This is a genomic window from Kitasatospora sp. NPDC086791 (assembly GCF_040685975.1).
Lineage (GTDB): Bacteria > Actinomycetota > Actinomycetes > Streptomycetales > Streptomycetaceae > Kitasatospora.
Genome location: NZ_JBFBOC010000016.1, coordinates 5,819 through 32,149 on the forward strand (window position 1 = coordinate 5,819; position 26,331 = coordinate 32,149).

Annotated in this window: 18 protein-coding genes, 1 tRNA gene and 1 pseudogene; 3 read left to right on the top strand and 17 right to left on the bottom strand. The window is 74.7% G+C overall.

Going from position 1 to position 26,331, the window contains the following annotated elements:
- The first annotated feature begins 25 nt into the window (after positions 1–25).
- Positions 26–97 (top strand) — tRNA-Val (locus tag AB0Q99_RS21275).
- Between the two features lie 353 nt (positions 98–450).
- Here AB0Q99_RS21275 and AB0Q99_RS21280 read toward each other — a convergent pair.
- A complete protein-coding gene (locus tag AB0Q99_RS21280; RefSeq protein ID WP_363574013.1) occupies positions 451–654 on the bottom strand; it encodes a hypothetical protein in 204 nt (67 codons plus the stop codon).
- A gap of 406 nt (positions 655–1,060) precedes the next feature.
- Here AB0Q99_RS21280 and AB0Q99_RS21285 point away from each other — a divergent pair.
- A pseudogene (locus AB0Q99_RS21285) lies at positions 1,061–2,356 on the top strand (protein kinase); the annotation flags it as partial.
- Between the two features lie 1,090 nt (positions 2,357–3,446).
- Here AB0Q99_RS21285 and AB0Q99_RS21290 read toward each other — a convergent pair.
- Positions 3,447–4,259 (bottom strand): RNA methyltransferase, encoded by an 813-nt coding sequence (locus AB0Q99_RS21290; protein WP_363574015.1) that lies wholly within the window; start codon positions 4,257–4,259, stop codon positions 3,447–3,449.
- 89 nt (positions 4,260–4,348) lie between these two features.
- On the opposite strand from AB0Q99_RS21290, the gene AB0Q99_RS21295 reads away from it, so the two are divergent.
- A complete protein-coding gene (locus AB0Q99_RS21295) occupies positions 4,349–7,096 on the top strand; it encodes a SpoIIE family protein phosphatase (protein WP_363574017.1) in 2,748 nt (915 codons plus the stop codon).
- 35 nt (positions 7,097–7,131) lie between these two features.
- Here the strand turns inward: AB0Q99_RS21295 and cobA are convergent, their stop codons facing one another.
- The 15 genes from cobA to argC all read right to left on the bottom strand — a co-directional run bounded on the left by cobA (position 7,132) and on the right by argC (position 26,274).
- A complete protein-coding gene (gene cobA, locus AB0Q99_RS21300) occupies positions 7,132–8,379 on the bottom strand; it encodes a uroporphyrinogen-III C-methyltransferase (RefSeq protein WP_363574019.1) in 1,248 nt (415 codons plus the stop codon).
- 107 nt (positions 8,380–8,486) lie between these two features.
- Entirely contained in the window at positions 8,487–12,479 is a 3,993-nt protein-coding gene (cobT, locus tag AB0Q99_RS21305; RefSeq protein ID WP_363574021.1) for a nicotinate-nucleotide--dimethylbenzimidazole phosphoribosyltransferase, read from the bottom strand.
- A 527-nt stretch (positions 12,480–13,006) separates the two neighbouring features.
- Complete coding sequence (gene cbiE / locus AB0Q99_RS21310) at positions 13,007–14,263, bottom strand: precorrin-6y C5,15-methyltransferase (decarboxylating) subunit CbiE (protein WP_363574023.1); 1,257 nt, start codon at positions 14,261–14,263, stop codon at positions 13,007–13,009.
- Positions 14,264–14,471: 208 nt separating this feature from the next.
- Complete coding sequence (locus AB0Q99_RS21315) at positions 14,472–15,137, bottom strand: GNAT family N-acetyltransferase (RefSeq protein WP_363574025.1); 666 nt, start codon at positions 15,135–15,137, stop codon at positions 14,472–14,474.
- 201 nt (positions 15,138–15,338) lie between these two features.
- Positions 15,339–16,163, bottom strand: coding sequence for a MetQ/NlpA family ABC transporter substrate-binding protein (locus AB0Q99_RS21320; protein ID WP_363574027.1), 825 nt, complete (start codon positions 16,161–16,163; stop codon positions 15,339–15,341).
- A 57-nt stretch (positions 16,164–16,220) separates the two neighbouring features.
- Complete coding sequence (locus tag AB0Q99_RS21325) at positions 16,221–16,985, bottom strand: methionine ABC transporter permease (protein WP_363574029.1); 765 nt, start codon at positions 16,983–16,985, stop codon at positions 16,221–16,223.
- A complete protein-coding gene (locus tag AB0Q99_RS21330; protein WP_363574031.1) occupies positions 16,982–18,007 on the bottom strand; it encodes an ATP-binding cassette domain-containing protein in 1,026 nt (341 codons plus the stop codon). Before AB0Q99_RS21330 ends, AB0Q99_RS21325 begins: the two co-directional genes overlap by 4 nt.
- Before the next feature lie 551 nt (positions 18,008–18,558).
- Positions 18,559–19,059 carry a GNAT family N-acetyltransferase gene (locus tag AB0Q99_RS21335; protein WP_363574033.1) on the bottom strand — a complete coding sequence of 167 codons (501 nt, stop codon included), beginning with the start codon at positions 19,057–19,059 and terminating at the stop codon, positions 18,559–18,561.
- 239 nt (positions 19,060–19,298) lie between these two features.
- Positions 19,299–19,556, bottom strand: coding sequence for a hypothetical protein (locus tag AB0Q99_RS21340; RefSeq protein WP_363574035.1), 258 nt, complete (start codon positions 19,554–19,556; stop codon positions 19,299–19,301).
- 108 nt (positions 19,557–19,664) lie between these two features.
- Positions 19,665–21,089, bottom strand: coding sequence for an argininosuccinate lyase (argH, locus tag AB0Q99_RS21345; protein WP_363574037.1), 1,425 nt, complete (start codon positions 21,087–21,089; stop codon positions 19,665–19,667).
- 149 nt (positions 21,090–21,238) lie between these two features.
- Positions 21,239–21,787 (bottom strand): arginine repressor, encoded by a 549-nt coding sequence (locus tag AB0Q99_RS21350; protein ID WP_030245061.1) that lies wholly within the window; start codon positions 21,785–21,787, stop codon positions 21,239–21,241.
- 23 nt (positions 21,788–21,810) lie between these two features.
- Entirely contained in the window at positions 21,811–23,016 is a 1,206-nt protein-coding gene (locus AB0Q99_RS21355; RefSeq protein ID WP_363574039.1) for an acetylornithine transaminase, read from the bottom strand.
- Entirely contained in the window at positions 23,013–23,888 is an 876-nt protein-coding gene (argB, locus tag AB0Q99_RS21360; RefSeq protein ID WP_363574213.1) for an acetylglutamate kinase, read from the bottom strand. Before argB ends, AB0Q99_RS21355 begins: the two co-directional genes overlap by 4 nt.
- A 131-nt stretch (positions 23,889–24,019) precedes the next feature.
- Complete coding sequence (argJ, locus tag AB0Q99_RS21365; protein WP_363574215.1) at positions 24,020–25,174, bottom strand: bifunctional glutamate N-acetyltransferase/amino-acid acetyltransferase ArgJ; 1,155 nt, start codon at positions 25,172–25,174, stop codon at positions 24,020–24,022.
- A 71-nt stretch (positions 25,175–25,245) separates the two neighbouring features.
- Positions 25,246–26,274 (bottom strand): N-acetyl-gamma-glutamyl-phosphate reductase, encoded by a 1,029-nt coding sequence (gene argC / locus AB0Q99_RS21370; protein WP_363574040.1) that lies wholly within the window; start codon positions 26,272–26,274, stop codon positions 25,246–25,248.
- Positions 26,275–26,331 lie beyond the last annotated feature (57 nt).

Sequence of the window (26,331 nt, forward strand, 5' to 3'; positions counted from 1 at the left end):
GTCTGCTGCAAGACCGCCACACCAGGCGCGATTAGCTCAGCGGGAGAGCACTACCTTGACACGGTAGGGGTCACTGGTTCAATCCCAGTATCGCGCACAGTAACGGCCGGGGCCGTGGTCCGTGAGGATCGCGGCCCCGGCCTTTTGCGTTCTCCGGCACCTGGTTCCCGTGCGTACCTGCACTGCGTACCTGTGCGGAAAAGAGAAGAGCCGCGTACGGACGCCCTCACCGACGTCCGTACGCGGCGTCTCCGCCTGCCGGGGCGCTCTGCGCACCGCTCACGCCCGTCCGCGTGTCAGCGCGGCCGCGGCCCTCCCCGGCGGCACCGTTCCCCGTCCCCAGGGGACCGGTGCCCGTTCTGTGGCCGCCCCCAGGGGGCGGCGGTCCTTCTCAGGTACGCCTCGGCTGCTCTCGGCGAGCTCGGGCGCTCTTCGGCAACCTCGGATGCTTCAGCGGGTGATCAGATCGGCGACGGCCTGGGCCTGGTTCGCCATCTGGTCCCATCCACCGAAGAGCAGCACCAGGAGCACGGCGCACGGCAGGGCCATGGCCAGCGCCACCGCGGGGTGCCGCGTGGGCTGCTCGGTGGCGGACCGGGACTGGACGAAGGCCTGCCGACGGCGGCGGGAGGTTCCCGTGAGCTGCGGTGCCATGCCCTTGCTCCTGATCCGGTCGAGTTGGCGCGGTGGACGGCGTACCTCGGGGGACGAGCTCCCCGTCCACCGCTGAGCACAACGCTATTGGTCAGGGGGCCCCGCGGACGTCATGCCGTCGTACTGTTCCTCGGACGTCCCGGAGGATGACGCCCGGACTCGGGACCTACTACCGCAGGGGGAGGGAAGGCTGACCCGACCCCCGGGGGAACCCTGAGGGGGAACCCCGAGAGGCGTTCCGGCACCCCTGTGACCTGCGGGTCAACGCAAGATCAGACAATCGCACGGTGGCTTGAGGTGTTGCGTATCAGCACACCGCAGCAGGCAGTCCGTAAGCTGTGCCAGACAGGAACTGACGACGGCCCAACCGACGGGGCCTCGCCCACAGGCTGACGGGGAACGGAACATGGCGATGATGCGGCTGAGGCGTGAGGACCCCCGCATCGTCGGGCCGTACCGCCTGCACCGGCGATTGGGCGCCGGCGGCATGGGCGTGGTCTACCTCGGGTCCGACCGCCGCGGGCAGCGCGTCGCGCTCAAGCTGATCCGCGCCGAACTCGCCGAGGACCAGGAGTTCCGCACCCGCTTCGCCCGCGAGATCGCCGCTGCCTCCCGGATCCGGGGCGGCTGCACCGCCCGCGTGGTCGGCTCGGACATCGAGGCCGACCGGCCCTGGCTGGCCACCGCGTACGTGCCCGGGCCCTCGCTCTACAAGCGGGTCGGCGACGAAGGGCCGCTGAACTGGGCCGAGGCGGCCCGGATCGGGGCCGCGCTCGCCGACGGGCTGGTCAAGGTGCACGAGGCCGGGGTCGTCCACCGGGACCTCAAGCCCTCCAACATCCTGCTCTCGCCGCGCGGCCCGCGGATCATCGACTTCGGCATCGCGTGGTCGCGCGGCGCCAGCACGCTCACCCACGTCGGCACGGCGGTCGGCTCCCCCGGCTTCCTCGCGCCCGAGCAGGTGCGCGGGGCCGCCGTCACGCCCGCCACCGACGTCTTCGCGTTCGGTGCCACCCTCGCGTACGCGCTCACCGGGGACACCCCGTTCGGGTCGGGGGCCTCGTCCGAGGTGATGCTGTACCGCGTCGTCCACGAGGAGCCCGACCTGTCGGCGGTGCCGGCGCCGCTGGGCCCGCTGATCCGGGCTTGCCTGGCCAAGGAGCCCGCCGAGCGGCCCGGCGCGGCAGCGCTGCACGAGCGGCTCAGCGAACTCGCGGCGCGCGGCACGGCGGCCGCGGCCTCCGGCGGCGGTCCGCGCCAGGCCAGACCGGGGCGGGGAGCGGCCGCGCCCGCCCCGCAGGACGGTGCCCCACCCGCCGGCGCCCGGCCGGGCGTTCCGGCACCCGGGCGCTCGCCCGAGCCGCCCGCCGCGGCGCGGGCCCGCGCGGCGGCGGGCCGGCCGGGGGCCCAGAGCGCCGGGGCGGCGGGACGGCGTCCGCACGGGGCCGCCGCGTCGCTCCCCCGGCCCGAGCCGACGCCCGTCACCCGCCCGCTGCGGGAACGCCCGGACCGCCCGCAGACGCCGCCCCCGGCCCGACCCGGCCCCCGGGACCGGGCGCACCCCCGGGACCGCCAGCACACCCCCGCCCCGGGCAGTCGGCCCGGCACCGCGCGGCAGCGGCTGCTGCGGCAGCGGCTGGTGGTCTTCGTCACCGTGACCGTCGGGGTCGCGCTGGCCATCGCGGCGGCGCAGGGGTGCGAGAACCGGGGCAACCAGGGTCTGAAGCCGCCGACCGGGGCGGTCGCGAGCGCGGGTGCCCGGGCGGGCGGCGGTGGCGGCGAGCTGGCGGTGCCGGGTTCGTCCGCGGACGTCGCCCCACAGGCCACGGCCGCCCCGCTGCCGGCCGCACCGCTGCCGGCGGCGGCGCGCGGCGGCGCGGCGGACGGCGCGCTGGGAGCCGCGCAGGGGCCGGTACCGGCGGTCGACTGGCCGAACCGCAGCTACCCCGACGGGGCCGGCGGGCCGGCCATCGCGCTGAAGGACGGGCACTCGGTCGGGGCCGCCGGGCCGCAGGTCGCGCTGAGCGCGGTGCTGCCGGCCCGGTACCGGAGCCTGCCGGCCGCGGTCGTGGTCCTGCGGCGGGCGGAGGGCTCGGCGCCGGTCGACCTGGTCCAGCTCTACACCTTCGCCGGGGACGCCCCGGTCGCCACCACCTCCCGCACCTCGGCGGCGGACCCGCAGGCGACGGCCACCTGGCGGCTGGACGGCAGCACGGTCGTCCGCGAGGAGCGCACCGCGGCCACCGGCGCCGTCACCTCCACCCGCTACACCGTCCGCGCCGACGGCACCCTCGACGAGTCCTGGCCCGGCGCCCCGGGCGCCGCCACCCCACCCCCCGCCGCCGCCCCGGCCCCGCCCACCTCCCCGACGAACTGACCCGAGCAGGCCGGCGGGCCCCACCGATGGCGGTGCCTCAGCCCCGAAGGAACGACACCGGACGTCGGACGGGCCGACTTCTCACGCGGGCGCTCGGAGGCCGACGAGCGAGGCGGTCATGCAGGCCGACATCCGAGCCGCCGAGGCCGCCAACCTGGCGCCCGGCCCGAATGATCGCCACGGGAAAGTGGAGGTCGGACCGGTCGACCTCTCGCGGCATCGGCGGAGCCGGCACAGCTACCAGGTGGCTACGGGCCGGGGCTCCCGGGGTCGCTTCGAGGCCACTGGTACGAGAAGTCGGGGCGGCCGACTTCCGGTGCGGCGAAGGGCGGGTGTCCTGGGGGGCTTCGGGTGGGGAGCGTGGGGGCTTCCGCGGGGCGGGGGGCTGCGTGGGGAGTGCTGGTGTCGCGGGGGGTCAGGGGGTGGGGGTGGTGACGGCGTAGAAGGCTACGGCCGCGGCGGCGCCCACGTTGAGGGAGTCGATGCCGTGGGCCATGGGGATGCGGACCGGGTGGTCGGCGGCCGCGATGGCGTGCGGGGTGAGGCCGTCGCCTTCGGCACCGAGCATGAGGGCGGCCTTGGGGAGGCGGTGCGGGGTGAGGCCGGCGAGGTCGACGGCGTCGTCGGCGGGGGTGAGGGCGAGCAGGGTGAAGCCGGCGGCGCGGACGGTGTCCAGGCTGGCGGGCCAGGGGTCGAGGCGGGCGTACGGGACCGCGAAGACGGCGCCCATGGAGACCTTGACGGCGCGCCGGTAGAGCGGGTCGGCGCAGTCGGGCGAGAGCAGGACCGCGTCCATGCCGAGGGCGGCGGCGCTGCGGAAGATCGCGCCGAGGTTGGTGTGGTCGACCAGTCCCTCCAGGACGGCGACCCGGCGGGACCCGGCGAGCAGGTCGGCGGCGTCCGGGAGGGGCTTGCGCTCCATCGAGGCGAGGGCGCCGCGGTGCACGTGGTAGCCGGTGACGGCTTCGGCGAGCGCGGGCTCGACCACGTGGACCGGGGCGTCGGCCTCGGCGATGACGTCGGCCATCACGTCCAGCCACTTGGCGGTGAGCAGCATCGACCGCATCCGGTAGCCGGCGGCGAGAGCGCGGCGGATGACCTTCTCCCCCTCGGCGATGAACAGGCCCTCGGCGGGTTCGCGGCGGCGGCGCAGTTCGACGTCGGTGAGGCCGGTGTAGTCGGCGAGGCGGGGGTCCGCCGGGTCGGTGATGGTGCTGGGTTCGGACACCCTGCGATCTTGCCAAGCCGGGGCCGGGAAGGCCAAACGGCCGACAGGACGGGGTGGTACCCGGCTAGTCGGAGTGCAAATATGACCGTATGGCCCGTAATCCGGGCCGATCCTGGGCTCCGTCGGCCTCTGGCGCCACTGGCGGCTCCGCCGGCTCCTCCGGTGGGCGCCCACACGGTCGGCCACAGCTGCCGCACGCGAAGCGGGCGTGGCCGGTGTGGCACCGGTCGGTGGCCGGGCAGGTGTTCGCGCTGCAGATCCTGGTCGTCCTGCTGCTGGTGGCGGCGGCCGTGCTGGCGCTGGTGGTGCAATCGCACAAGGACGCCGACAACGAGGCGCGCAACCGGTCCGTGTCGGTCGCCCAGACCTTCGCCAACTCGCCGGGGATGGTCGAGGCGCTCCGCTCCCCCGACCCGACCGCGATCCTGCAGCCGAAGGCGCAGTCGGCGCGGGTCGGCTCGGGCGTGGACTTCATCGTCGTCCTGAACAACCAGGGCATCCGCTACACCCACCCGAACCCGGCCAGGATCGGGCAGAAGTTCGTCGGCACCTACGAGCCCGCGTTGCACGGCCAGGTGGTGACCGAGCACATCACGGGCACGCTCGGTCCGCTGGTGCAGGCCGTGGTGCCGGTGTACGCGCCGGACGGCCAGGTGGTCGGGCTGGTCTCGGCGGGCGTCACGCTGGCGAACGTCAGCACGGCGAGCGAGCGCCAGCTGCCGGTGGTGCTGGGCGCGGCGGCCGGCGCGATCGGGCTGGCCACGCTCGGGACGGCGCTGATCAGCCGCCGGCTGCGGCGACAGACCCGCGGGCTGGGCCCGATCGAGATGACCCGGATGTACGAGCACCACGCGGCCGTGCTGCACGCGGTGCGCGAGGGCGTCATGATCGTCGGCGGGGACGGGCTGCTGCTGCTCTGCAACGACGAGGCGCGCCGGCTGCTGGACCTGCCGCCGGACGCCGAGGGCCGTCCGGTGACCGAGCTGGGCCTGGAGGAGGCCCCGCTGGAGCTGCTGACCGCCAACCGCCAGGTGACCGACGAGGTGGTGCTGGCCGGGGAGCGGCTGCTGGCGGTGAACGTCCGGCTGACCGACCAGGCGCCCGACGGCCCGCCCGGCTGCGTCGCCACGCTGCGTGACTCGACCGAACTGCTGGCGCTGTCCGGCCGGGCCGAGGGCGCGCAGCGGCGGCTGCGGCTGCTGTACGACGCCGGGGTGACGGTGGGCAGCACGCTGGACGTGACGCGGACGGCGGAGGAGCTGGCGCAGGTCGCGGTGCCGCGGTTCGCGGACTTCGTCACGGTGGACCTCGCGGAGCAGGTCATGGCGGGCGAGGAGCCCCCGGTGGGCTCCTCGCTGGGGCGGATGCGGCGGGCGGCGGTGGCCGGTGTCCGGGACGACGCGCCGTTCTACCCGGTCGGCACGGTGCTGGACGTGGTGCCCGCGACCCCGCTGGCCGGAGCGCTGCACAGCGGGGAGCCGGGCCTGGAGCCGGACCTGGCGGAGGCGCTGCAGTGGCGCGACCAGGACCCGGAGCGCTCGGCGCAGGTGCTGGCGTACGGGGTGCACTCGCTGGTGCGGGTGCCGCTGCGGTCGCGCGGCGTGCTGCTCGGGGTGGCCAGGTTCTGGCGGGCGCAGCGGGCGGAGCCGTTCGAGACGGACGACCTGGCGCTGGCCGAGGAGCTGGTGTCGCACGCGGCGGTGTGCATCGACAACGCGCGCCGCTACACCCGGGAGCACGCGATGGCGGTGACGCTGCAGCACAGCCTGCTGCCGCGCAGCCTGCCGGCCCAGAACGCGCTGGACGTGGCGCACCGCTACCTGCCGGCCCAGGCCGGGGTGGGCGGGGACTGGTTCGACGTGATCCCGCTGCCGGGCGCGCGGGTGGCCCTGGTGGTCGGGGACGTGGTGGGGCACGGGCTGCACGCGGCGGCGACGATGGGCCGGCTGCGCACCGCGATCCACAACTTCTCGTCCCTGGACCTGCCGCCGGACGAGTTGCTGGGGCACCTGGACGAGCTGGTGAACCGGATCGACCAGGACGACGCGGTGACCGGCGAGAACGCGGGGCTGACCGGGGCGACCTGCCTGTACGCGATCTACGACCCGGTGTCGCGGCGCTGCACCCTGGCCACCGCCGGGCACCCGCCGCCGGCCGTGGTGGACCCGGAGGGCCGGGTGGTGTTCCCGGAGCTGCCGACCGGGCCGCCGCTGGGGCTGGCGGGACTACCGTTCGAGACCGTCGAGCTGGAGCTGGCGGAGGACAGCCGGCTGGTGCTGTACACGGACGGGCTGGTGGAGGACCGCGACCGGGACATCGACGAGGGGCTGGAGCTGCTGCGGTCGGCGCTGGCCGGGCCGCCGCGCACGCCCGAGCAGACCTGCGCGGACGTCCTCGGGGCGATGCTGCCGGCGCATCCGCAGGACGACATCGCGCTGCTGGTGGCGCGAACCAGGGTGCTCGCGCCGGACCAGGTGGCGGAGTGGGACGTGCCGTCCGACCCGGCGGCGGTGGGCGCCGTCCGGGGGGAGGTGGCCCGGCGGCTGGAGGCCTGGGGGCTGGACGAGGCCGCGTTCGTCACCGAGCTGATCCTGAGCGAGCTGGTGACCAACGCGATCCGGTACGGCTCCGGGCCGATCCGGGTGCGGCTGCTGCGGGACCGCGCGCTGATCTGCGAGGTGTCGGACGGCAGCAGCACCTCGCCGCACCTGCGGTACGCGGCGACCGAGGACGAGGGCGGTCGCGGGCTGTTCCTGGTCGCGCAGTTCGCCGACCGCTGGGGGACGCGCTACACGGCGACCGGGAAGGTCATCTGGACGGAGCAGCCGCTGGAGTAGGAAGTCGGCCGGGCCGACTTCCACTCCGGCCGGGCCTACCGCTGGAAGGCGGCGGCCAGGACGTCGACGACCTCGCCGACGACGATGACCGCCGGGGGCTTGACGCCCTCGGCCTCGACCACCGCGGCGACGGTGCCCAGGGTGGCGTCCACCCGGCGCTGGGCGGCGGTGGTGCCCTCCTGGACGATCGCGACCGGGGTGTCCGCCGGGCGGCCGTACTCGACCAGCCGGGCGGCGATCGCGCCGATCTTGTCCACGGCCATCAGCAGCACCAGGGTGCCGCTCATCTTCGCGGCGGCCTCCCAGTTGGTGAGGGAGCGCTCGTCGTCCGGACCGACGTGGCCGGAGATCACGGTGAACTCGTGGGTCAGGCCGCGGTGGGTGACCGGGACCCCGGCCGAGGCGGGGACGCTGATCGAGCTGGAGATGCCGGGCACCACGGTGACCGGCAGGCCGGCCTCGGCGCAGGCCAGCAGCTCCTCGCCGCCGCGGCCGAAGACGTACGGGTCGCCGCCCTTGAGCCGGACCACGAACTTGCCGGCCTTGGCGTGCTCGATCAGCGTGCGGTTGATCGCCTCCTGGGCCATGAACCGGCCGTACGGGATCTTGGAGGCGTCGATCACCTCGACGTGCTCGGGCAGCTCGGCGAGCAGTTCGCGCGGGGCGAGGCGGTCGGCGACCACCACGTCGGCGTCGGCGAGCAGGCGGCGGCCGCGCACGGTGATCAGGTCCGGGTCGCCGGGGCCGCCGCCGACCAGGGCGACGCCGGCGCCGTGCGAGCGGTACTGGCGGGCTGCCAGCGAGCCGTCCCGCAGGCCGTCCACGATGGCGTCGCGCAGGGCGGCGGAGTGGCGCGGGTCGCCGGTGAGGACGGCCACGGTGGCGCCCGCGTCGCGGCCGCTGGCCGGGGTCCAGGCGGTGGCGGCCGAGGCGTCGTCGCTGCGCGAGCAGAACACCCGCGCGCGCTCGGCCTCGGCGCTGACCGCCGCGTTGACCTCCTGGTCGTCGGTGGCGACCAGGACGTACCAGGCCTCGGCGAGGTCGCCGTCCCGGTACGGACGGGCGTGCCAAGTGAGCTCGCCGGCGTCGGCCATCGCCTGGACGGCCGGGGTGGTGACGGGCGATATCAGGTGCAGCTCGGCCCCGGAGGCGATCAGGGCGGGCAGCCGCCGCTGGGCGACCTGGCCACCGCCGACCACCACGACGCGGCGGCCGGCCAGCAGCAGGCCGACCGGGTAGGGGGTGCGGCCCTCGGTGCTCGGGTGCGGGGTGGGCGCGGTCATCGACGGTGCTCCTGATCGGGGTGAGGGTGTGGGGACGGTACGGCGAGACGCCGCTCCGCGGGCCGGCGCGCCCTCGGGCCGGTCCGCGGAGCGGTACGGGGTGTGCGTCAGGCCTTCTCGGTGACCCCGGCGGAGTCGAAGGTGGCTACATCGTGCATCGCCCGGGCCGCGCTCTGCACCAGCGGGAGGGCCAGCAGGGCGCCGGTGCCCTCGCCGAGCCGCAGGTCCAGGTCGATCAGCGGACGCAGGCCGAGCTTCGCCAGCGCGGCCTGGTGGCCGGGCTCGGCGGAGCGGTGGCCGGCGATGCAGGCGGCCAGCACCTCGGGGGCGATCGCCTTGGCGACCAGGGCGGCCGAACCCGCGATGACGCCGTCCAGCACGACCGGGGTGCGCAGCGAGGCGGCGCCCAGCAGGAAGCCGGCGATGGCCGCGTGCTCCAGGCCTCCGATGGCGGCGAGGACGCCGACCGGGTCGTTCGGGTCGGGCTGGTGCAGGGCCAGCGCGGCGCGGATGACCTCGATCTTGCGGGCGTGGGTCTCGTCGTCGATGCCGGTGCCGCGGCCGGTGACCTCGGCCGGGTCCAGGCCGGTGAACACCGAGATCAGGGCGGCCGAGGCGGTCGTGTTGGCGATGCCCATGTCGCCGGTGACCAGGGCCTTGTTGCCCGCCGCGACCAGGTCGCGGGCGGTCTCGATGCCGACCTCGATGGCCTTGAGGGCCTCCTCGCGGGTCATCGCCGGGCCCTGGGTCATGTCGGCGGTGCCGGGACGGACCTTGCGCGGCAGCAGGCCGGTGGCCCGGCCCTGCTGGACGGCCTCCGGCAGCTCGGCGGCCACGCCCACGTCGACCACGCAGACCTCGGTGCCGATCTGCTTGGCGAAGGAGTTGATCACCGCTCCCCCGGCCAGGAAGTTGCCGACCATCTGGGCGGTCACCTCCTGCGGCCAGGGGCTGACGCCCTGGGCGTGCACGCCGTGGTCGCCGGCGAAGATCGCCACGCAGGCGGGCTCCGGGATCGGCGGCGGGCACTTGCGGGACAGGCCGGACAGCTGGGCGGAGATGATCTCCAGCATGCCGAGCGACCCGGCCGGCTTGGTCATCCGCTTCTGCCGGTCCCAGGCCTCGCCGAGCGCCTTGGCGTCCAGCGGGCGGATGCCGCGCAGGGTCTCGGCGAGCAGGCTCTGCGGCTCCTCGCCGGGCAGCGCGCGGTTGCCGTACTGCTCCTCGTGGACGACCCAGGACAGCGGGCGCTTCTTGGCCCAGCCCTGCTGCTCCAGCTCCGGCTCGTCCGGGAACGAGTCGACGAAGCCGACGCACAGGTAGGCGACGACCTCCAGGTGCTCGGGCAGGCCGAGCTCGCGGACCAGCTCCTCGTCGTCGAAGAAGCTCACCCAGCCGACGCCCAGGCCCTCGGCGCGGGCCGCCAGCCAGAGGTTCTCGACGGCCAGGGCGGCCGAGTACGGGGCCATCTGGGGCTGGGTGTGCCGGCCCAGGGTGTGCCGGCCGCCGCGGGTGCGGTCGGCGGTCACCACGATGTTGACCGGGGTTTCGAGGATGGCCTCGATCTTGATTTCCTTGAACTGCTTGGCCCGGCCCTTGGGCAGCGAGTCCGCGTACGCCTCGCGCTGGCGCTCGGCCAGGGCGTGCATCCGCTTGCGGGTCTTGCCCGAGCGGATCACCACGAAGTCCCAGGGCTGCGAGTAGCCGACGCTGGGCGCGGTGTGGGCCGCCTCCAGGACGCGGATCAGCACCTCGTGCGGGATCGGGTCCGGACGGAAGCCGTTGCGGACGTCGCGGCGCTCGCGGATCACCTGGTGGACGGCCTCGCGGCCGAGCTCGTCGTAGCCGGGGGCGGCCGGGCCGCGCGGCTCGGCGGGCTCCTCGGGCTGCGGGGCCTCGGGCTGCTGCTCGGCCGCCGACGGGTCGGCGGCGAGCTGGTCGGCGGTCGGCTGGTCGGCGGGGGCCTCGGTGGCCTCCGGCTCGGACGCCGGCTGCTGGGCCGGCTGATCGGCGGGCTGCTCGGCCTGCGGCTCTCCGGCGGCAGGGGCCTCGGGGGCCTGCTCGGCGGTCTCCCCGCCAGCGGCGACGGCCTCGGCCGGGGCGGCGACGGGCGCGGCGGCGGCGTCGGCGGGCGCTTCGGCCTGGGCCTGCTCGGCAACGGCGACCTGCTCGGCGCCCTGCTCCACGACCGGCTCGGCAGGGGCGGCTTCCGCCGGGGCCTCGGCCGGTGCGGCCGCCTGGTGCTGCGGCTGCTCGGCCCCGGCGGCGGGCTCGCCGACGACGGCCTGCTCGGCACCGGCCTCGGCACCGTTCTCGACCGGGGCGGCGACGGCCTCGACCACCTCGGCGGCGGGCTGCTGCTCCGGCTGCCGCGCGGCGGTCTCGGCGGGCTGTGCTGCCGCGGCCTCGACGGCGGGCTCGGCGGCGGGCTCGGCCGATCCGGCCGGAACCCCGGCCTGGGCCTGCTCGGCGACGGCGACCTGCTCCACGACCGGCTCGGCAGGGGCGGCTTCCGCCGGGGCCTCGGCCGGTGCGGCCGCCTGCTGCTGCGGCTGCTCGGCCTCGACGGCGGGCTCGCCGACGGGCTGACCGGACGGCATCTCACCGGTGCCCGCGGCGGTCTCGGCGACCGGCTCGACGGCGGCCTCCGGCGCGACCGCGACGGCCTCGGCACCCTCGGCACCCTCGGCGCCCTCGACGCCCTGGACCGGCTCGCCGGCCGGAGCGGCCTGAGCGGCCTCCCCGCCCTCGACGGCCTGCGGCGCGTCGGCGGCCGCTATGGGCGCGGCCTGCTCGGGCGCGGCGGCGTCGGCCGCCGGGGTCTGCTCGACCGACTCGACCTTGGGCAGGCCGTGCGGGGGGGGCGCGGCGAGGAAGGCGGAGATCCGGCGCGGCGGACCGGCCGGAGCGGCCTCGGCCTGCTCGGGGGCGCCGTCGGCGGCGACGGTCTCGACGGCCACGGACTCCACGGCGACGCTCTCGACCGCGACGGACTCGGCGGACTCGGCGGCGACCGGCACGGCGGGAGCCTCGACCGGGGCCTGCTCGGCGCCCGGCTCGGCCACCACGGCCTGCGGCGCGACCGCCACGGCCTCGCCGACGACCTCGGGCACCACCACGGCCGGCACGGGCTGGACGCCCTGGACGGCCTCCGGCATCTCGACGACCTCGATCACCTCGATCGCGCCGACCGTCTCGACGGCGAGCATCGTCTCGACCGGCTGCGAGGCCAGCGGCACCTGCTGGACGTCCTGGACGAGCGGCAACTGCTGACCGTCCGCCACCGGAGCGCCCGGGACCAGCGGAACGACCGGCGGCACCAGCGCCGTCGGAGCGGCCTGCGGCGCGACGGCCGGCGCCGGGGCGGCGGCCTCGGCCATCGGCGGCCGGCCGACGACCGGGATGCCGTGCGCGGGCGTGGCACCCTGCGACGGGCCGCGGTCGGCCAGCGAGCGCACCGGCACCTGGCCGGTCATCAGCGACGGGTCCGGGATCGGCGGGCCGGCGTGCAGCGGGCGGCGCGGCGGCTGAGCCTGCGTCATCGGCTGCTGCGGCGCGTGCTGGTGCTGGACGTACTCGGCGCCGAACACCGGCGGGTCCACCGGCGGCCAGGACGGCTCGACCGGCGTGCCCTCCTGCTGCGGCGCGAGCGGCACCTGCTCGGCCGGGACGGACGCCATCGGCTCGCCCCAGGAGCCCTGCGGGCCGGGCATCAGCAGCACGTCGTCATCGTCGTCCAGGCCGTCCGGCGAGTCGGGCTGGTCGAGGAAGTGGAAGGCCGGGCGCGGGGCGCCCTGGTCGACGGCCCAGCCCTCACCCGGGGCACCAGGAACGCCGGTGGCACCGGGGAAACCGGGCGACGGCGCGCCGGGAACGGCGTAGCCGGGCTGGCCCTGCGGCGGGATGACGCCCGCACCCGGGGGCATCCCACCGGGCAGGCCGCCGACCGGGGCCGCCTGGTTCGGGATCACGCCGCCGTCCGTCGCGACGCCCTGCAGGGGTGCAACGCCCGCGACGCCCTCCGGTCCGCCGAGCGGGTCCGGCCCGGCGTGCAGGTGCTCCGGCAGTCCCTCGCCCGGGACGTGGCCGCCATCGGTCATTGTCAAGCTCCTTCCAGGCCGCTGCCGCGCCCTTGGCGACACGATCCGATCGCAGCGCCCATCCGCACGGGCCGGGCCAGCACCGACCCGCCCCTCAACCACACGCGGCCGCCGCGCCACGGCGCTGCGGCCCAAGTCCTTCCGGTGCGCTGCGGCACCCCGGCCCGGCGCACCGCCCCACGGGGCGGCGCATCGTCTGAAACAACGACAACCCGGAGCAACCGGTACGACCGCACCGGACCCTACGGCATTCTCCAGGTCCGGCACGCGGCCCGTCGAATTGCCCACACTTCGAGCGGAACCGGGTTGCACCACGTCAAAAAGGTGACAAACCGATCGAATCGGGTGGGTCGCCGACAGCTGCAGCCGTCCAGGACGTCACACTACCGGCCCGGCGCGGTCACCTCTCGAATCGGTGTCCGGATGCGACCTGGATCACCGTCCGCGCCGGGCGCGCGCAGTACCCGCACGCCGTGCCCGCACAACCGTTCGCGCCGCCGCGCGACCCCGGCGCGCGCCCGAGGCCTTCACACGATCTGCTCACCCCAGAGCACCAGCGCGCCGGTTCCGCCCGCCCCCAGCCCCAGTCCGCCGCCCGCCCCCGCGGCCGTCAGCGGGGTCGACTGGAGCAGCGCGCCGTCCGCCCGGTACCCGGCCTCGTCGATCGCCCGGCGGACCTCCTCCGCCTCGGCGAAGGTCCGGGCCAGCGCGACGAACCGCTCGGGCCTGCGGGCCAGCACCGCGCGCACCACGTCCGGTCCGCCGGACTCCACCACCGCCGCGTCCGGCTCCGGCAGGCCGCCCAGTACCTCGGGGCCGCTCCCGTACACGGTCTCCACCTCGACGCCGTACCGGCGGGCGTTCACGGTCAGCCGGGCGCAGGCCGAGCGGGAGCCCTCGACCGCGACGACGGCGGCGCCGAACCGGGCCGCCTCCACCGCGAGGGCGCCGCTGCCCGCGCCGACCGACCAGACCAGGTCCCCGGGGCGCGCGCCCAGCCGGGCCAGCACCAGGGCGCGTACGTGCGCGGGAAGGACCTCCGACGCGCCCGTTTCACCACCCGCGCGCCCGGCGCCCGCGTAGGCGTCTCCGGGGAGCGCCCAGCCACGCTCCGCGCCGGGGTAGCCCACCGGGCGCCCGGCGAGCCAGCCGGCCGCCTGGTCGACCGGGGCGGCCTGGGCGCCGCCGCCGATCACCAGCACCACGTTGGGATCGCGCCACACGTGGTCGGCGATCCGGTCGGAGGTGAGGACGGTGACGCCCTCCTCCGGGGTGCCGAGGGCCTCGCAGACCACGAAGGTCCGGTGCACCCCACGCAGCATCAGGGCGAGTTCGGCGGGCCCGGCGCCCGGGGCGGTGAGCACCGCCACCTTGGGGTGGGCCCGGCAGATGTTGGCCGCGCGGCGCAGCCGTCCGCCGTGGGCGCTGACCACCTGGGCGTCCTCCCAGGGCATGCCGGCCCGGGCGAAGGCGGTGGCGACGGAGGAGACGGCGGGCAGGACTTCGAGTTCGAGGCCGTACTCGGGCCGGCGCAGGGTGCGCACCACGCCGAAGAAGCCCGGGTCGCCCTCGGCGACCACGACGGCGGCGCCGCGGTGCTCGGCGATCCGGCGGGCGGCCTGCCGGAGGTTGCCGAGGGTGATCCGCTCGGCGGCTTCCGGCACCGGGAGCCCGCTCAGTTGGTAGGGGGCTCCGGCCACCAGGGTCGCCGCGGCGAGGGCCGCACCGGCGGCCTCGGTCAGCGGCGTGCCGTCCCACCCGATGACCGTGATCCGGTCAGCCATCTGCGGCCGTTCTCCCTCGACTCGATGCGCCACCCCGGTGCGCCGTGGTGCTGCACCGGTCCGGTGCAGAGGCTACCGGGTGTGATCCCCGGGGATGGCCGACTCGCACACCTGTCCGCGCCGGGGCGGGTGCCGGCCGGGTGTCCGGCGGACGGCCGGCGGCGGTCCGGTCGCCCGGGTCCGGCTACCCGGGTCCGGTCGCCCGGTGTCAGTCGCGCAGCACGTAGCGGTGGTCGCCGTGCCAGCCGTGCCGGTGCAGTCCGGGCGATTCCAGGTCCTCCGGCAGCAGGCTCCACAGGATGAGGTCGCTGCGGCGCTCTCCCCCGGCCCGGCGCCCGCGAAGTGCCCCCACCGAGACCTCGCCGGATTCGCCGCGGACTATCCAGGCGCTGCGCAGCACGCCCTCGCTGATGCCGCCGACCTTCTGGGCGACCTGCTGGGCGGCGGTGTTCCCGGCGGCGGTGCGCAGCTCCAGGCGCAGGAAGCCGCGGTCCTCGAACAGCCACTGGGCGACGCCGAGGACGGCTTCCGGGGCGTAGCCCTCGCCGCGGGCCCAGACGGCGGTGACGTAGGAGATCTCGGTGCTGCGCAACCGCCAGTCGGTGTTGCGCAGTTCGACCAGGCCGACCAGGCGCTGGGTCAGCTGTTCGGTGACGGCGAGGACGATGCCGCGCCCGGCGGCCCGGTGGGCGGGGGCGAGGGTCCGGGCGAATTCGGCCGCGTACGCCTCGGTGAAGGGCTGCGGGAAGTCGGTCCAGGCCAGTACGAGGTCGTCGGCCATCATCGTGGCCAGGCCGGGGGCGTCGTCCTCCGCAAGGGGACGCAGCAGCAACCGTTCGGTGCTGATGGCGGTCTCGGGGAAGCTCGCTGCCATGCCGTCTCTCCTCGCCGGGTCGTGAACACAACACCGTACGCCCCCGTCGCACTCCGGGTACCACGCGGTGCGCCGCGCGCACGACGGTACGTCAGAACGCCGTCGCCCGGGGGCGTCCCCGGTGCATACTGCCCGACCGGGCCCCCGCCGAGGTGCGGCGGGGGCCCGGTCGGGCGTAGCGGTGTAGCGCGGTGCGACGGATCAGAAGGCCGGGATGACCGAACCCTGGAAGGTGTCGTTGATGTACTTCTTGACCTCGTCGGAGTGCAGCAGCTCGGCGAGCTTCTTGACCCGCGGGTCGTCCTCCTTGCCCTTCTTCACGGCGAGGATGTTGGCGTACGGGTTGCCGTCGGCCTTCTCCAGCACGAGCGCGTCGGTGGCCGGCTTCAGGCCGGAGTCGAGCGCGTAGTTGCCGTTGATGACGGCGGCGTCGAGGTCGGCGACCGAGCGGGGCAGCTGGGCGGCCTCCAGCTCCTTCCACTTCAGGTTCTTCGGGTTGCCGGTCACGTCGGCCGGGGTGGCCGTGGTGGTGACGCCGTCCTTGAGGGTGATCAGCTTGTTGTCGGCGAGCAGCTTGAGGGCACGGCCCTCGTTGGTGGCGTCGCTCGGCAGGCCGATGGTGGCGCCGTCCGGCAGGTCGGTGATCGCCTTGACCTTCTTGGAGTAGAGGCCCAGCGGCTCCAGGTGCACGGGCTCGACCGACACGATGGTCGTGCCGTGCTTCTTGTTGAAGTCCTCCAGGTACGGGACGTGCTGGAAGAAGTTGGCGTCGGCCGAACCGTCCTGCACCGCCGTGTTGGGGGTCACGTAGTCGGTGACCTCCTTGATGTCGAGCTTGAGGCCCGCCTTCTCCGCGAGGTTGTCCTTGACGAACTTGAGGATCTGCCCGTGCGGGGTGGGGCTGGCGACGACCTTGAGCGGCGCGTTCGGGTCCGAGGAGGAGGACCCCGAGCTGCTGCAGGCGGCGAGGGAGAGGGCGAGGCCGGCGGTGGCCAGGGCGCTGGTGAACTTCAGGGCGTTGCGCACGAAAAGTGCCTTTCTGCGTGATGCGGGGAGCCGCGTCCGGAGTCGGACGGGGGAGGTCTAGGAGGCGACGAGGTCCTGGTCGCGTTCGGCCGGCGCGTCCGGGTCAGCCGGGGCGGCCGGACCGGCCGGGCCACGGCCGAACAGGCGGGTCCGGCCGCCGGTGCGGCCGCGGTGGGCGAGCCGGCGGACGGCGAAGTCGCCGATCAGCTGGACGGCGGTGACGATGAGCACCAGCTCGGCCACGATGACCCACATGAAGGCGGTCTCGAAGCGCTGGTAGCCGTAGTTGACGGCGAGGGTGCCGAGGCCGCCGCCGCCGACCACGCCGGCCATCGCGGAGTAGCCGATCAGGGTGATGACCGTGGTGGTGATCGAGGCCACGATGCCGGGCAGCGCCTCGGGCAGCAGGGTCTTGCGGACGATCGTCCAGGTGCTGCCGCCCATCGACTGGACCGCCTCGACCAGGCCGCGGTCGACCTCGCGGACGGAGGTCTCGACCAGGCGGGCGAAGAACGGGATGGCACCGATGGTCAGCGGCACGGTCGCCGCCTGCCAGCCGATCGAGGTGCCGACCAGCCAGCGGGTGAAGGAGCCCAGCGCGATCATCAGGATGATGAACGGCGCCGAGCGGGCCAGGTTCACCACGAAGCCGATGCCCTTGTTGACGGCCCGGTTGGCCAGCAGGCCGCCCTTGTCGGTGAGCACCAGCAGGACGCCCAGCGGCAGGCCGAGCAACACAGTGAAGACCGCGGACACCCCGACCATCTGGAAGGTCTCCTGCGTGGCGGGCCCCATCAGGGCCCACATCTCGTCCCAGGTCATGCCACCGCTCCGTCCACCGCACCCAGCACGTCCACCTGCAGGCCCTGCTCGCGCAGGTAGCCGATCGGCACCACGTTGTCCTGGTGGCCGCCGGGCAGTTCGACCCGCATCCGCCCGACCAGCCGGCCGCCGATGGTCTCCACGGCGGCGCCGAGGATGTTGATGTCGATCTGGTAGGTGCGGGCCAGCTGGGAGACGAACGGCTGGGCCGAGGTGTCGCCCTGGAAGGTGATCTCCAGCACGGTGGCGCCGGCCCGGCCGGTGCCGAACTCGCTGAGCGGGAACAGCTCGCGGGCCAGCTCGGAGCCGGGCTCGGCCAGCAGGTCGGTGAGCTCGCCGGCCTCGACCACCTCGCCGCCGCGCATCAGGGCGGCGGAGTCGCAGACGGACTTGATGACGTCCATCTCGTGGGTGATCAGCAGGACGGTGAGGCCGAGCTGCTGGTTGAGGTCGCGCAGCAGCTTGAGGATCGAGCGGGTGGTCTCCGGGTCGAGCGCCGAGGTGGCCTCGTCGGAGAGCAGCACCTTGGGGTCGCCGGCCAGGGCGCGGGCGATGCCGACGCGCTGCTTCTGGCCGCCGGAGAGCTGGTTGGGGTAGCTGCGGGCCTTGTCGCCGAGGCCGACCAGGTCGAGCAGTTCGGCGGCCTTGCGGCGGCGCTGGGTGCGGTCCAGACCGATGAGCTCCAGCGGGAGTTCGACGTTCTGCTGCACCGTCCGCGAGGAGAGCAGGTTGAAGTGCTGGAAGACCATGCCGATCCGGCGTCGCGCCTCGCGCAGTTCCCGTCCCGCGCGGTTCTCGCCGCCGGGCAGCGCGGTGAGTTCGAGGCCGTCCACCGTGACGGTGCCGGAGGTCGGGCGCTCCAGCATGTTCACGCAGCGGATGAGGGTGGACTTCCCGGCACCGCTGGTGCCGACGACGCCGTAGACCTCGCCCGGGCGGACGTGCAGGTCGACACCGGCGAGGGCGGTCACCTCGCGGCCTCGGGAGCGGTAGACCTTCGTGAGGTCCGTGGTGGTGATCACAGCAAGCTTCCGTGGGTCGGGGGCGGGCGGCGCGGGTCGACCGCCCGACCGGGTCTCGGTCGGCGGTGCCTACGGCGCGTCACCAGGGGGATCCGGACCCGTCGCCCCTTGATCGCGGTCGGCGCACGGCCGGGCCGCGCGACGGCGCGTGGCCCTGACGGGTCACCGGTGCCCGCGGGTGGGCGGGCACGGCAAGGGGAGGGGTACGGGAGGAAGGGCGCGCTCACACGGGCGGGAGCGGCGCCGGAGTCTCGCTTCGGGGCGCGAGGGGGAGGCACCCTCGGAGGGGTGCCGGGGGCGGTGGCCCTCAGCAGTGACACATTCGACGGCACATGGCACGCTCACCTGCCGGCAGCGTGCCGGTGGGGGTGCAGTTCGTCGTCGCAGTCATGTGAGCCAGTAAAACAGATGCTTCGAGGTACGCCCAATTATTTTGGAGTGCTGTCCGCAATGCGGACGCATACCGCCGTGACCAGCGACGACATGACTCGGCACCGCCACCGGATCGTCCGGATGGTGGCGGCGCCGAGAGCCGGGGGCGGGGCGGCCGGTCAGGCCGTCGCGGCGAGCGGCGTGCCGCCGGGCTTCTCCAGGTGGACGAAGCTCAGCCGGCTGTTGACCTGCTCGACCCGGGTCTGCCGGTAGCCCTGGCGGGCGTACAGGCGCAGGTTGCCGAGGCTGCGGTGGCCGGCGAAGAGGCGGTAGGCGGACACCGCGCCGTCCTCGGCGAGGCGGCGCTCCAGCGCGTCCAGCAGACGGCCGCCCAGGCCGTGGCGCTGCATCCGCGGGTGGACGACCAGACGCCCTATCCGGCCGACGCCGTCGGCGTCGACGCGGCCGCGGACGGTGCCGACCACCTCGCCGCCCAGCCGGGCGACCAGGACGTGCTGCTCGGTCAGGTCGGCGCGCAGACTCTCCAGGGTCTGTGTCAGGGGCTCGATCGCCCAGTCGCCGTACAGCTCGGCCTCGGGCTGGTAGCCGAGGTACTGGAGCTTGAGGATCTGCTCCGCGTCCTCGGCCGCCGCGGCCGAGATGATCACGCTCATGCCCATGTGGAGGGGCCTCCCCAGTCGTCGTGCCCGGCGCGCAGAGGGTGGCGCGCTCACGCTCAGTATCCGAGTGATCGCGTCACCGTCAAGAGCTTCGTTCGCCAGCGCTCTACCCGGGTGTCAGCTTCCCTCAACCTTCGGCGGGCCAGACGTGGCGAGGGTCACGCCCGGGCGGGGAGGGGGTGGCGGGACGCGGCGCGCGGCGTGGAACGCGCGCGCCCGCGCCGCACCGGGACCGCGTCTCACGGGTACCGCTCCGCGTGCAGCAGCGTGCGCAGGCAGGCGAGGCAGCGGGAGCGGGTCGGCCCGATGGAGCCGCGCGGCATGCCGAGGCGCTCGGAGAGCTCGCGGTAGGTGGGCGGCGGGTCCTCGGCGAGGGCGGCGATCAGCTGCGGGCAGCGGCCGGGCAGGGCGGCCACGGTCTCGCGGACCACGCGGCGGCGGCGTTCGGCGAGGTAGACGTCCTCGGCGGAGGGGGCGGGGGGAAGGGTGGTGCACACACCGTGCATGACGCCCCGGGGCGGGGCCGGTTACGCCCGGGCCGGGGCGCGGACGCCGGAGGGGCGCGCCGGTCGGACCGCCACGCCCCTCCGCACCTCGGCCTCCGGTCAGCCCCGGACCCACTCCTGCTGCCGCGCCAGGTCCGCCTTCACCTCGGCGAGCTGGACCGCGACCGCCGAGGGGGCGGTGCCACCGCGCCCGTCGCGGGAGGCGATGGCGCCGTGCACGCTGAGCACCGAGCGCACCTCCGGCGTCAGGTGGCCGGAGATCGCGGCGAACTGCTCGTCCGTCAGGTCGGACAGCTCGATGCCCTCGGCCTCGCAGACCTTGACGCAGGCGCCGGCCACCTCGTGCGCGACCCGGAACGGCACGCCCTGCTTGACCAGCCACTCCGCGATGTCGGTGGCGAGCGAGAAGCCTGCCGGGGCGAGCTCCTCCAGCCGCTCCCGGTGCACGGTGAGGGTGGCCATCATCCCGGTGAACGCGGGCAGCAGCACCTCCAGCGTGTCGCAGGAGTCGAAGACCGGCTCCTTGTCCTCCTGCAGGTCCCGGTTGTAGGCCAGCGGCAGCGCCTTGAGGGTGGCCAGCAGGCCGGTCAGGTTGCCGATCAGACGGCCGGACTTGCCGCGGGCGAGCTCGGCGATGTCCGGGTTCTTCTTCTGCGGCATGATCGAGGAGCCGGTGGAGAAGGCGTCGTGCAGCGTGATGAAGCCGAACTCCTTGGTGTTCCAGATGATCACCTCCTCCGCGATCCGGGAGAGGTTGATCCCGATCATCGCGGTGACGAAGGCGAACTCGGCGACGAAGTCGCGCGAGGCGGTGCCGTCGATGGAGTTGCCGACCGAGCCGCCCTCGAAGCCGAGGTCGGCGGCGACGGCCTGCGGGTCCAGGCCGAGCGAGGAGCCGGCCAGCGCCCCGGAGCCGTACGGCGAGACGGCGGTGCGGGCGTCCCACTGGCGCAGCCGCTCGGCGTCCCGGCCGAGGGCCTGCACGTGCGCGAGGACGTGGTGGGCGAAGAGCACCGGCTGGGCGTGCTGGAGGTGGGTGCGGCCCGGCATGGCGGTGTCCGGGTGCGCCTCGGCGAGGCCGACCAGGGCCTGCTGGAGGTCGAGCAGCAGGCCGCCGATGGTCTTCGCGTGGTCCCGCAGGTACATCCGGAACAGGGTGGCGATCTGGTCGTTGCGCGAGCGCCCGGCCCGCAGCTTGCCGCCGAGCTCGGCGCCGAGGCGCTCCAGCAGGCCGCGCTCCAGGGCGGTGTGGACGTCCTCGTCGGCGACCGTGCCGGTGAAGGTGCCCGCCTCGACGTCGGCGAGCAGCCGGTCGAGGCCCTCCAGCATCGCGGCCAGCTCGTCGTCGGAGAGCAGTCCGGCCTTGTGCAGGACCCGGGCGTGGGCCTTGGAGCCGGCGATGTCGTACGGCGCGAGGCGCCAGTCGAAGTGGACCGAGGCGGACAGCCTGGCCAGCGCCTCGGACGGGCCGTCGGCGAAGCGCGCGCCCCAGAGGCGGACGTCGGAGGACTGCTGGGCGGTCATCGCGGGGCTCCTTCACACATGTGCGACTGGTGGCATAAGTATGCATGAAGGCGTATGAAACACAAAACCCCGGCCGGACGGGGATCCGTCGGCCGGGGTCCTGGTGCCCGGGGGCTCCGGTGCCCGGGGGCTCCGGTCTCCCGGTGGGGCTACTGCGCCTTCGCCTGGGCGAGTTGCATCAGGTGGTCGGCGAGCGCCTGGCCGCCGGCCGGGTCGCGGCTGATCAGCAGCACGGTGTCGTCGCCGGCGATGGTGCCGATGATCTCGAACACCTCGGCCTGGTCGATCGCCGAGGCCAGGAACTGGGCGGCGCCCGGCGGGGTGCGCAGCACCACCAGGTTGCCGGAGGCCGTCGCGGAGACCATGAGCTCGCCGGCCAGCCGGGCCATCCGGCCCTCGCTGGCCGACTCCCCCATCGGCGCGCGCGGCGTGCGGTCGCCGCCCTCGGCCGGGACGGCGTAGATCAGCGCGCCGTCCCGGTTGCGGATCTTGACCGCGCCCAGCTCGTCCAGGTCCCGGGAGAGGGTGGCCTGGGTGACCACGAGTCCGTCGTCGGCGAGCAGCTTGGCGAGCTGGCTCTGCGAACGCACGGGCTGGCGGGTGAGCAGGTCCACGATCCGCCGGTGGCGCGCGGTGCGGGTCTGCGGGACCTGCGGCGTCGGGCCGGCGGCGGACGGGCCTGAGTGGGAAACGGTCATGTGATTATTCTCCCGGACAACGGTCAACGCGCATCGGCCGGGGCGCTCTCGCGCACCGTCCGGAGGATGCCCGGCAACGCCGCGAGGAACGCGTCCGCCTCCTGCTCGGTGAGCACGAGCGGCGGGGCCAGCCGGACGGCGTCCGGAACGGCCGCGTTGACCAGGAACCCGGCCTCCTGCGCGGCGGCCTGGACCGCGGCCGAGACCGGCGCGGTGAGCACGATGCCGAGCAGCAGACCGGCCCCGCGCACGTGCGAGACCAGCGGGTCGCCGATCGCCTCGATCCCGTGCCGCAGCCGCTCGCCGAGCTTGCGGACGTGCTCCAGCAGGCCCTCGGACTCGATGGTGTCCAGCACCGCGAGCCCGGCCGCGGCCGCCACCGGGTTGCCGCCGAAGGTGGTGCCGTGCTGGCCCGGGGTGAGCAGCTCGGCGGCCTCCCCGAAGGCGAGCACGGCGCCCATCGGCAGGCCGCCGCCGAGCGCCTTGGCCAGGGTGACGACGTCCGGCTCGACGCCCTCGAAGGCCTGGTGGGCGTACCAGTGGCCGGTGCGGCCGACGCCGGTCTGGATCTCGTCCAGGACGAGCAGGGTGCCGGTGGCCCGGGTGATCTCGCGGGCCGCCCGGAGGTAGCCGTCGGGCAGCGGGATCGCGCCGTTCTCGCCCTGGACCGGCTCCAGGAAGACGGCGGCGGTCCCGGTGGTGACGGCCGCCCGCAGCGCCTCGACGTCACCGAACGGGACGTGCGTGACGTCGCCGGGCAGGGGGCGGAACGGGTCCTGCTTGGCGGGCTGGCCGGTGAGCGCGAGGGCGCCCATCGTCCGGCCGTGGAAGGCGCCCTGGAGGGCGACCAGGTGGGTGCGGCCGGTCCGCCGGCTGATCTTGAAGGCGGCCTCGTTGGCCTCGGCGCCGGAGTTGCAGAAGAACACCCGGCCGTCGGTCCGGCCGTCCAGCCGCAGCAGCCGCTCGGCGAGGGCGATGGTGGGCTCGGCCATGAAGAGGTTGGAGACGTGGCCGAGGGTGGCGATCTGCCGGCCGACCGCCTCGACCACCGCCGGGTGGGCGGTGCCGAGGGCGTTGACGGCGATGCCGCCGAGCAGGTCGGTGTACTCCTTGCCGTCGGCGTCCCACAGCTTGCTGCCCTCGCCCCGCACCAGCGGGATCCGGGGGGTGCCGTAGTTGTCGGTGAAGCTGTGCTGCCACCGCTCGGTGAGCTGCTCGTTGTGCGTCATGCCAGTCCCCCGGTCACGGTCGGTTCGTCGTCCGGCACGACCATCGTGCCGATGCCCTCGTCGGTGAAGATCTCCAGCAGCAGGCTGTGCGGCACCCGGCCGTCCAGGACGCGGGCGGTGCCCACGCCGGAGCGGACGGCGCGCAGGCAGCCCTCCATCTTGGGGAGCATGCCGCTGGCCAGGCCGGGCAGCAGCTCCTCCAGCTCGCTCGCGTCGAGCTGGCTGATCACGTCGTCGGAGTTCGGCCAGTCCTTGTAGAGGCCCTCGACGTCGGTGAGGACGACGAGCATCTCGGCGCCGAGCGCGACCGCGAGGGCGGCGGCGGCGGTGTCGGCGTTGATGTTGTAGACGTGGCCGTCCGCGCCGCGCGCGATCGAGGAGATGACCGGGATCCGGCCGTCGCCGATCAGCGCCTTCACCGCGCCGGCCTCGATGTTGACGATGTCGCCGACCAGGCCGATGTCCACCTGCTCGCCGTCCACCACCGCGTAGCGCTTGACCGCCGTCATGGTGTGCGCGTCCTCGCCGGTCATGCCGACGGCGAACGGGCCGTGCTCGTTGAGCAGGCCGACCAGCTCGCGCTGCACCTGGCCGGCCAGGACCATCCGGACCACGTCCATGGTCTCGGGGGTGGTGACCCGCAGGCCGTTGGTGAAGCTGGACTGCAGGCCGAGCCGGTCGAGTTGGGCGCTGATCTGCGGACCGCCGCCGTGCACCACCACGGGGTGCAGGCCGGCGTAGCGGAGGAAGACGACGTCCTGGGCGAACGCCGACTTGAGCTCGTCGTCCACCATGGCGTTGCCGCCGAACTTGATCACGACGGTCTTGCCGTGGAAGCGCTCCAGCCACGGCAGTGCCTCGATCAGCGTCATGGCCTTGGGCAACGCGGTGTTGTTGCGGGCCTGTTCGCCCTTGGGTGCGATCTGCACGGGGTTCCCTCGTCGATGGGGGTCCCCCCGGCCGGAGGCTGGGGGAGGATGTCGCGGATCAGGTGCGGCGCGGATCAGGTGGAGTAGGCGCTGTTCTCGTGGACGTAGTCGGCGGTGAGGTCGTTGGTCCAGAGCGAGGCGCTCGCGGTGCCGGCGTCGAGGTCCGCGGTGATGACGACCTCCCGGCCCGTCATGTCCACCAGGTCGCGGTCCTCGCCCACGCCGCCGTCCTTGCAGACCCAGACGCCGTTGATGGCGACGTCGAGGCGGTTCGGGTCGAAGGTGGCGGAGGTGGTGCCGATCGCGGCCAGCACCCGGCCCCAGTTGGGGTCCTCGCCGTGGATGGCGCACTTGAGCAGGTTGTTGCGGCTGATCGTCCGGGCGACCTCGACGGCCTCGTCCTCGGTCGCGGCGCCGGTGACGTCGATCCGGATGTCCTTGCTCGCGCCCTCGGCGTCGCCGATCAACTGGCGGGCCAGGTCGGCGCTGACCGTGCGGACGGCCTCGGCGAACTCGGCCCCGTCCGGGGTGATGCCGGTGGCACCGGAGGCCAGCAGCAGCACGGTGTCGTTGGTCGACATGCAGCCGTCGGAGTCGATCCGGTCGAAGGTGGTGCGGGTGGCGCCGCGCAGGGCGGCGTCCAGGGCGGCGCTGTCGACGTCGGCGTCGGTGGTGAGCACGACCAGCATGGTGGCGAGGCTCGGGGCGAGCATGCCCGCGCCCTTGGCCATGCCGCCGACCGTCCAGCCGGCCGGGCTGGTGACCTGGGCGGTCTTGTGCACGGTGTCGGTGGTCTTGATGGCGATCGCGGCGGCCTCGCCGCCGGTCCCGCTGAGCTCCCCGGCGGCGAGGGCGACCCCGGGCAGCAGGAGGTCCATCGGCAGCCGGACGCCGATCAGGCCGGTGGAGGCGACCGCCACCTCGCCCGCGTTGAGCCCCAGCTCCGCGGCGGCCTTCTCCGCGGTGGCGTGGGTGTCCTGGAAGCCGAGCGGGCCGGTGCAGGCGTTGGCGCCACCGGAGTTGAGGACGACGGCGGAGACCAGGCCGCCCTTGAGGACCTGCTCGGACCAGAGCACCGGCGCGGCCTTGACCCGGTTCGCGGTGAAGACGCCGGCCGCGGCGAGCGAGGGGCCGTCGTTGACCACCAGGGCGAGGTCCGGCGTGCCGGAGGCCTTGAGGCCGGCCGTCACCCCGGCGGCGCGGAAGCCCTTGGCGGCGGTCACGCCCACGTTGGCGGCGGTGTCACCCACGGTGCCGCTGCTGCTCGCGGTGCCACTGCCGCTCGCGTTGTCACTGCTGCTCACGGTGCGACTCCGTTCAGGGGGAGGCCGAGCTCCTCGGGCAGGCCGAGGGCGATGTTCATGCTCTGCACCGCGCCGCCCGCGGTGCCCTTGACCAGGTTGTCGATCGCGCTGATCGCGATGATCCGCCCGGCGGTGGCGTCCAGGGCGACCTGGACCAGCGCGGTGTTGGCGCCGTAGACGCTGCTGGTCTGCGGCCACTGCCCCTCGGGCAGCAGGTGGACGAAGACCTCGTCCGCGAACGCCTCGGCGTAGGCGGCGCGCAGGCCGTCGGCCGTCACGCCGGGCTTGGCCTTGGCCGAGCAGGTGGCGAGGATGCCGCGCGGCATCGGGACGAGGGTGGGGGTGAAGGAGACGGTGACCGGCTCGCCGGCGAGCGGGGTGAGGTTCTGCGCCATCTCGGGGGTGTGCCGGTGGACGCCGCCGACGCCGTACGGGCTGACGTTGCCCATCACCTCACTGCCCAGCAGGTGCGGCTTGGCGGCCTTGCCGGCGCCGGAGGTGCCGGAGGCGGCGACCACGACGGCCTCCGGCTCGGCGAGCCCGGCCGCGTACGCGGGGTACAGCGCGAGCGAGACGGCCGTCGGGTAGCAGCCGGGTACGGCGATCCGGTTGCTGCCCTTCAACGCGGCACGGTGGCCGGGGAGTTCGGGCAGGCCGTAGGGCCAGGTACCGGCGTGCGCGGAGCCGTAGAACTGCTCCCAGTCGGCCGCGGCCTTGAGCCGGAAGTCGGCGCCGCAGTCGACCACCAGGACGTTCTGGCCGAGGGCCTCGGCCACCGCGGCGGACTGGCCGTGCGGCAGCGCCAGGAACACCACGTCGTGGTCGGCCAGCACCTCGGGGGTGGTGGGCTCCAGCACGCGGTCGGCGAGCGGGATCAGGTGGGGCTGCAGCGCGCCCAGCCTGGTGCCCGCGTTCGAGCCGCCGGTCAGCGCCCCGATCTCCACCTCCGGGTGGCCGAGCAGCAGGCGCAGCACCTCGCCGCCCGCGTACCCGCTCGCGCCGGCGACGGCGACTCGCAATGCCATGGCGTTCCTCCTTCGTCTTGGCATGAATATACGCGCGGTGGAAAATCCATGCAAGGA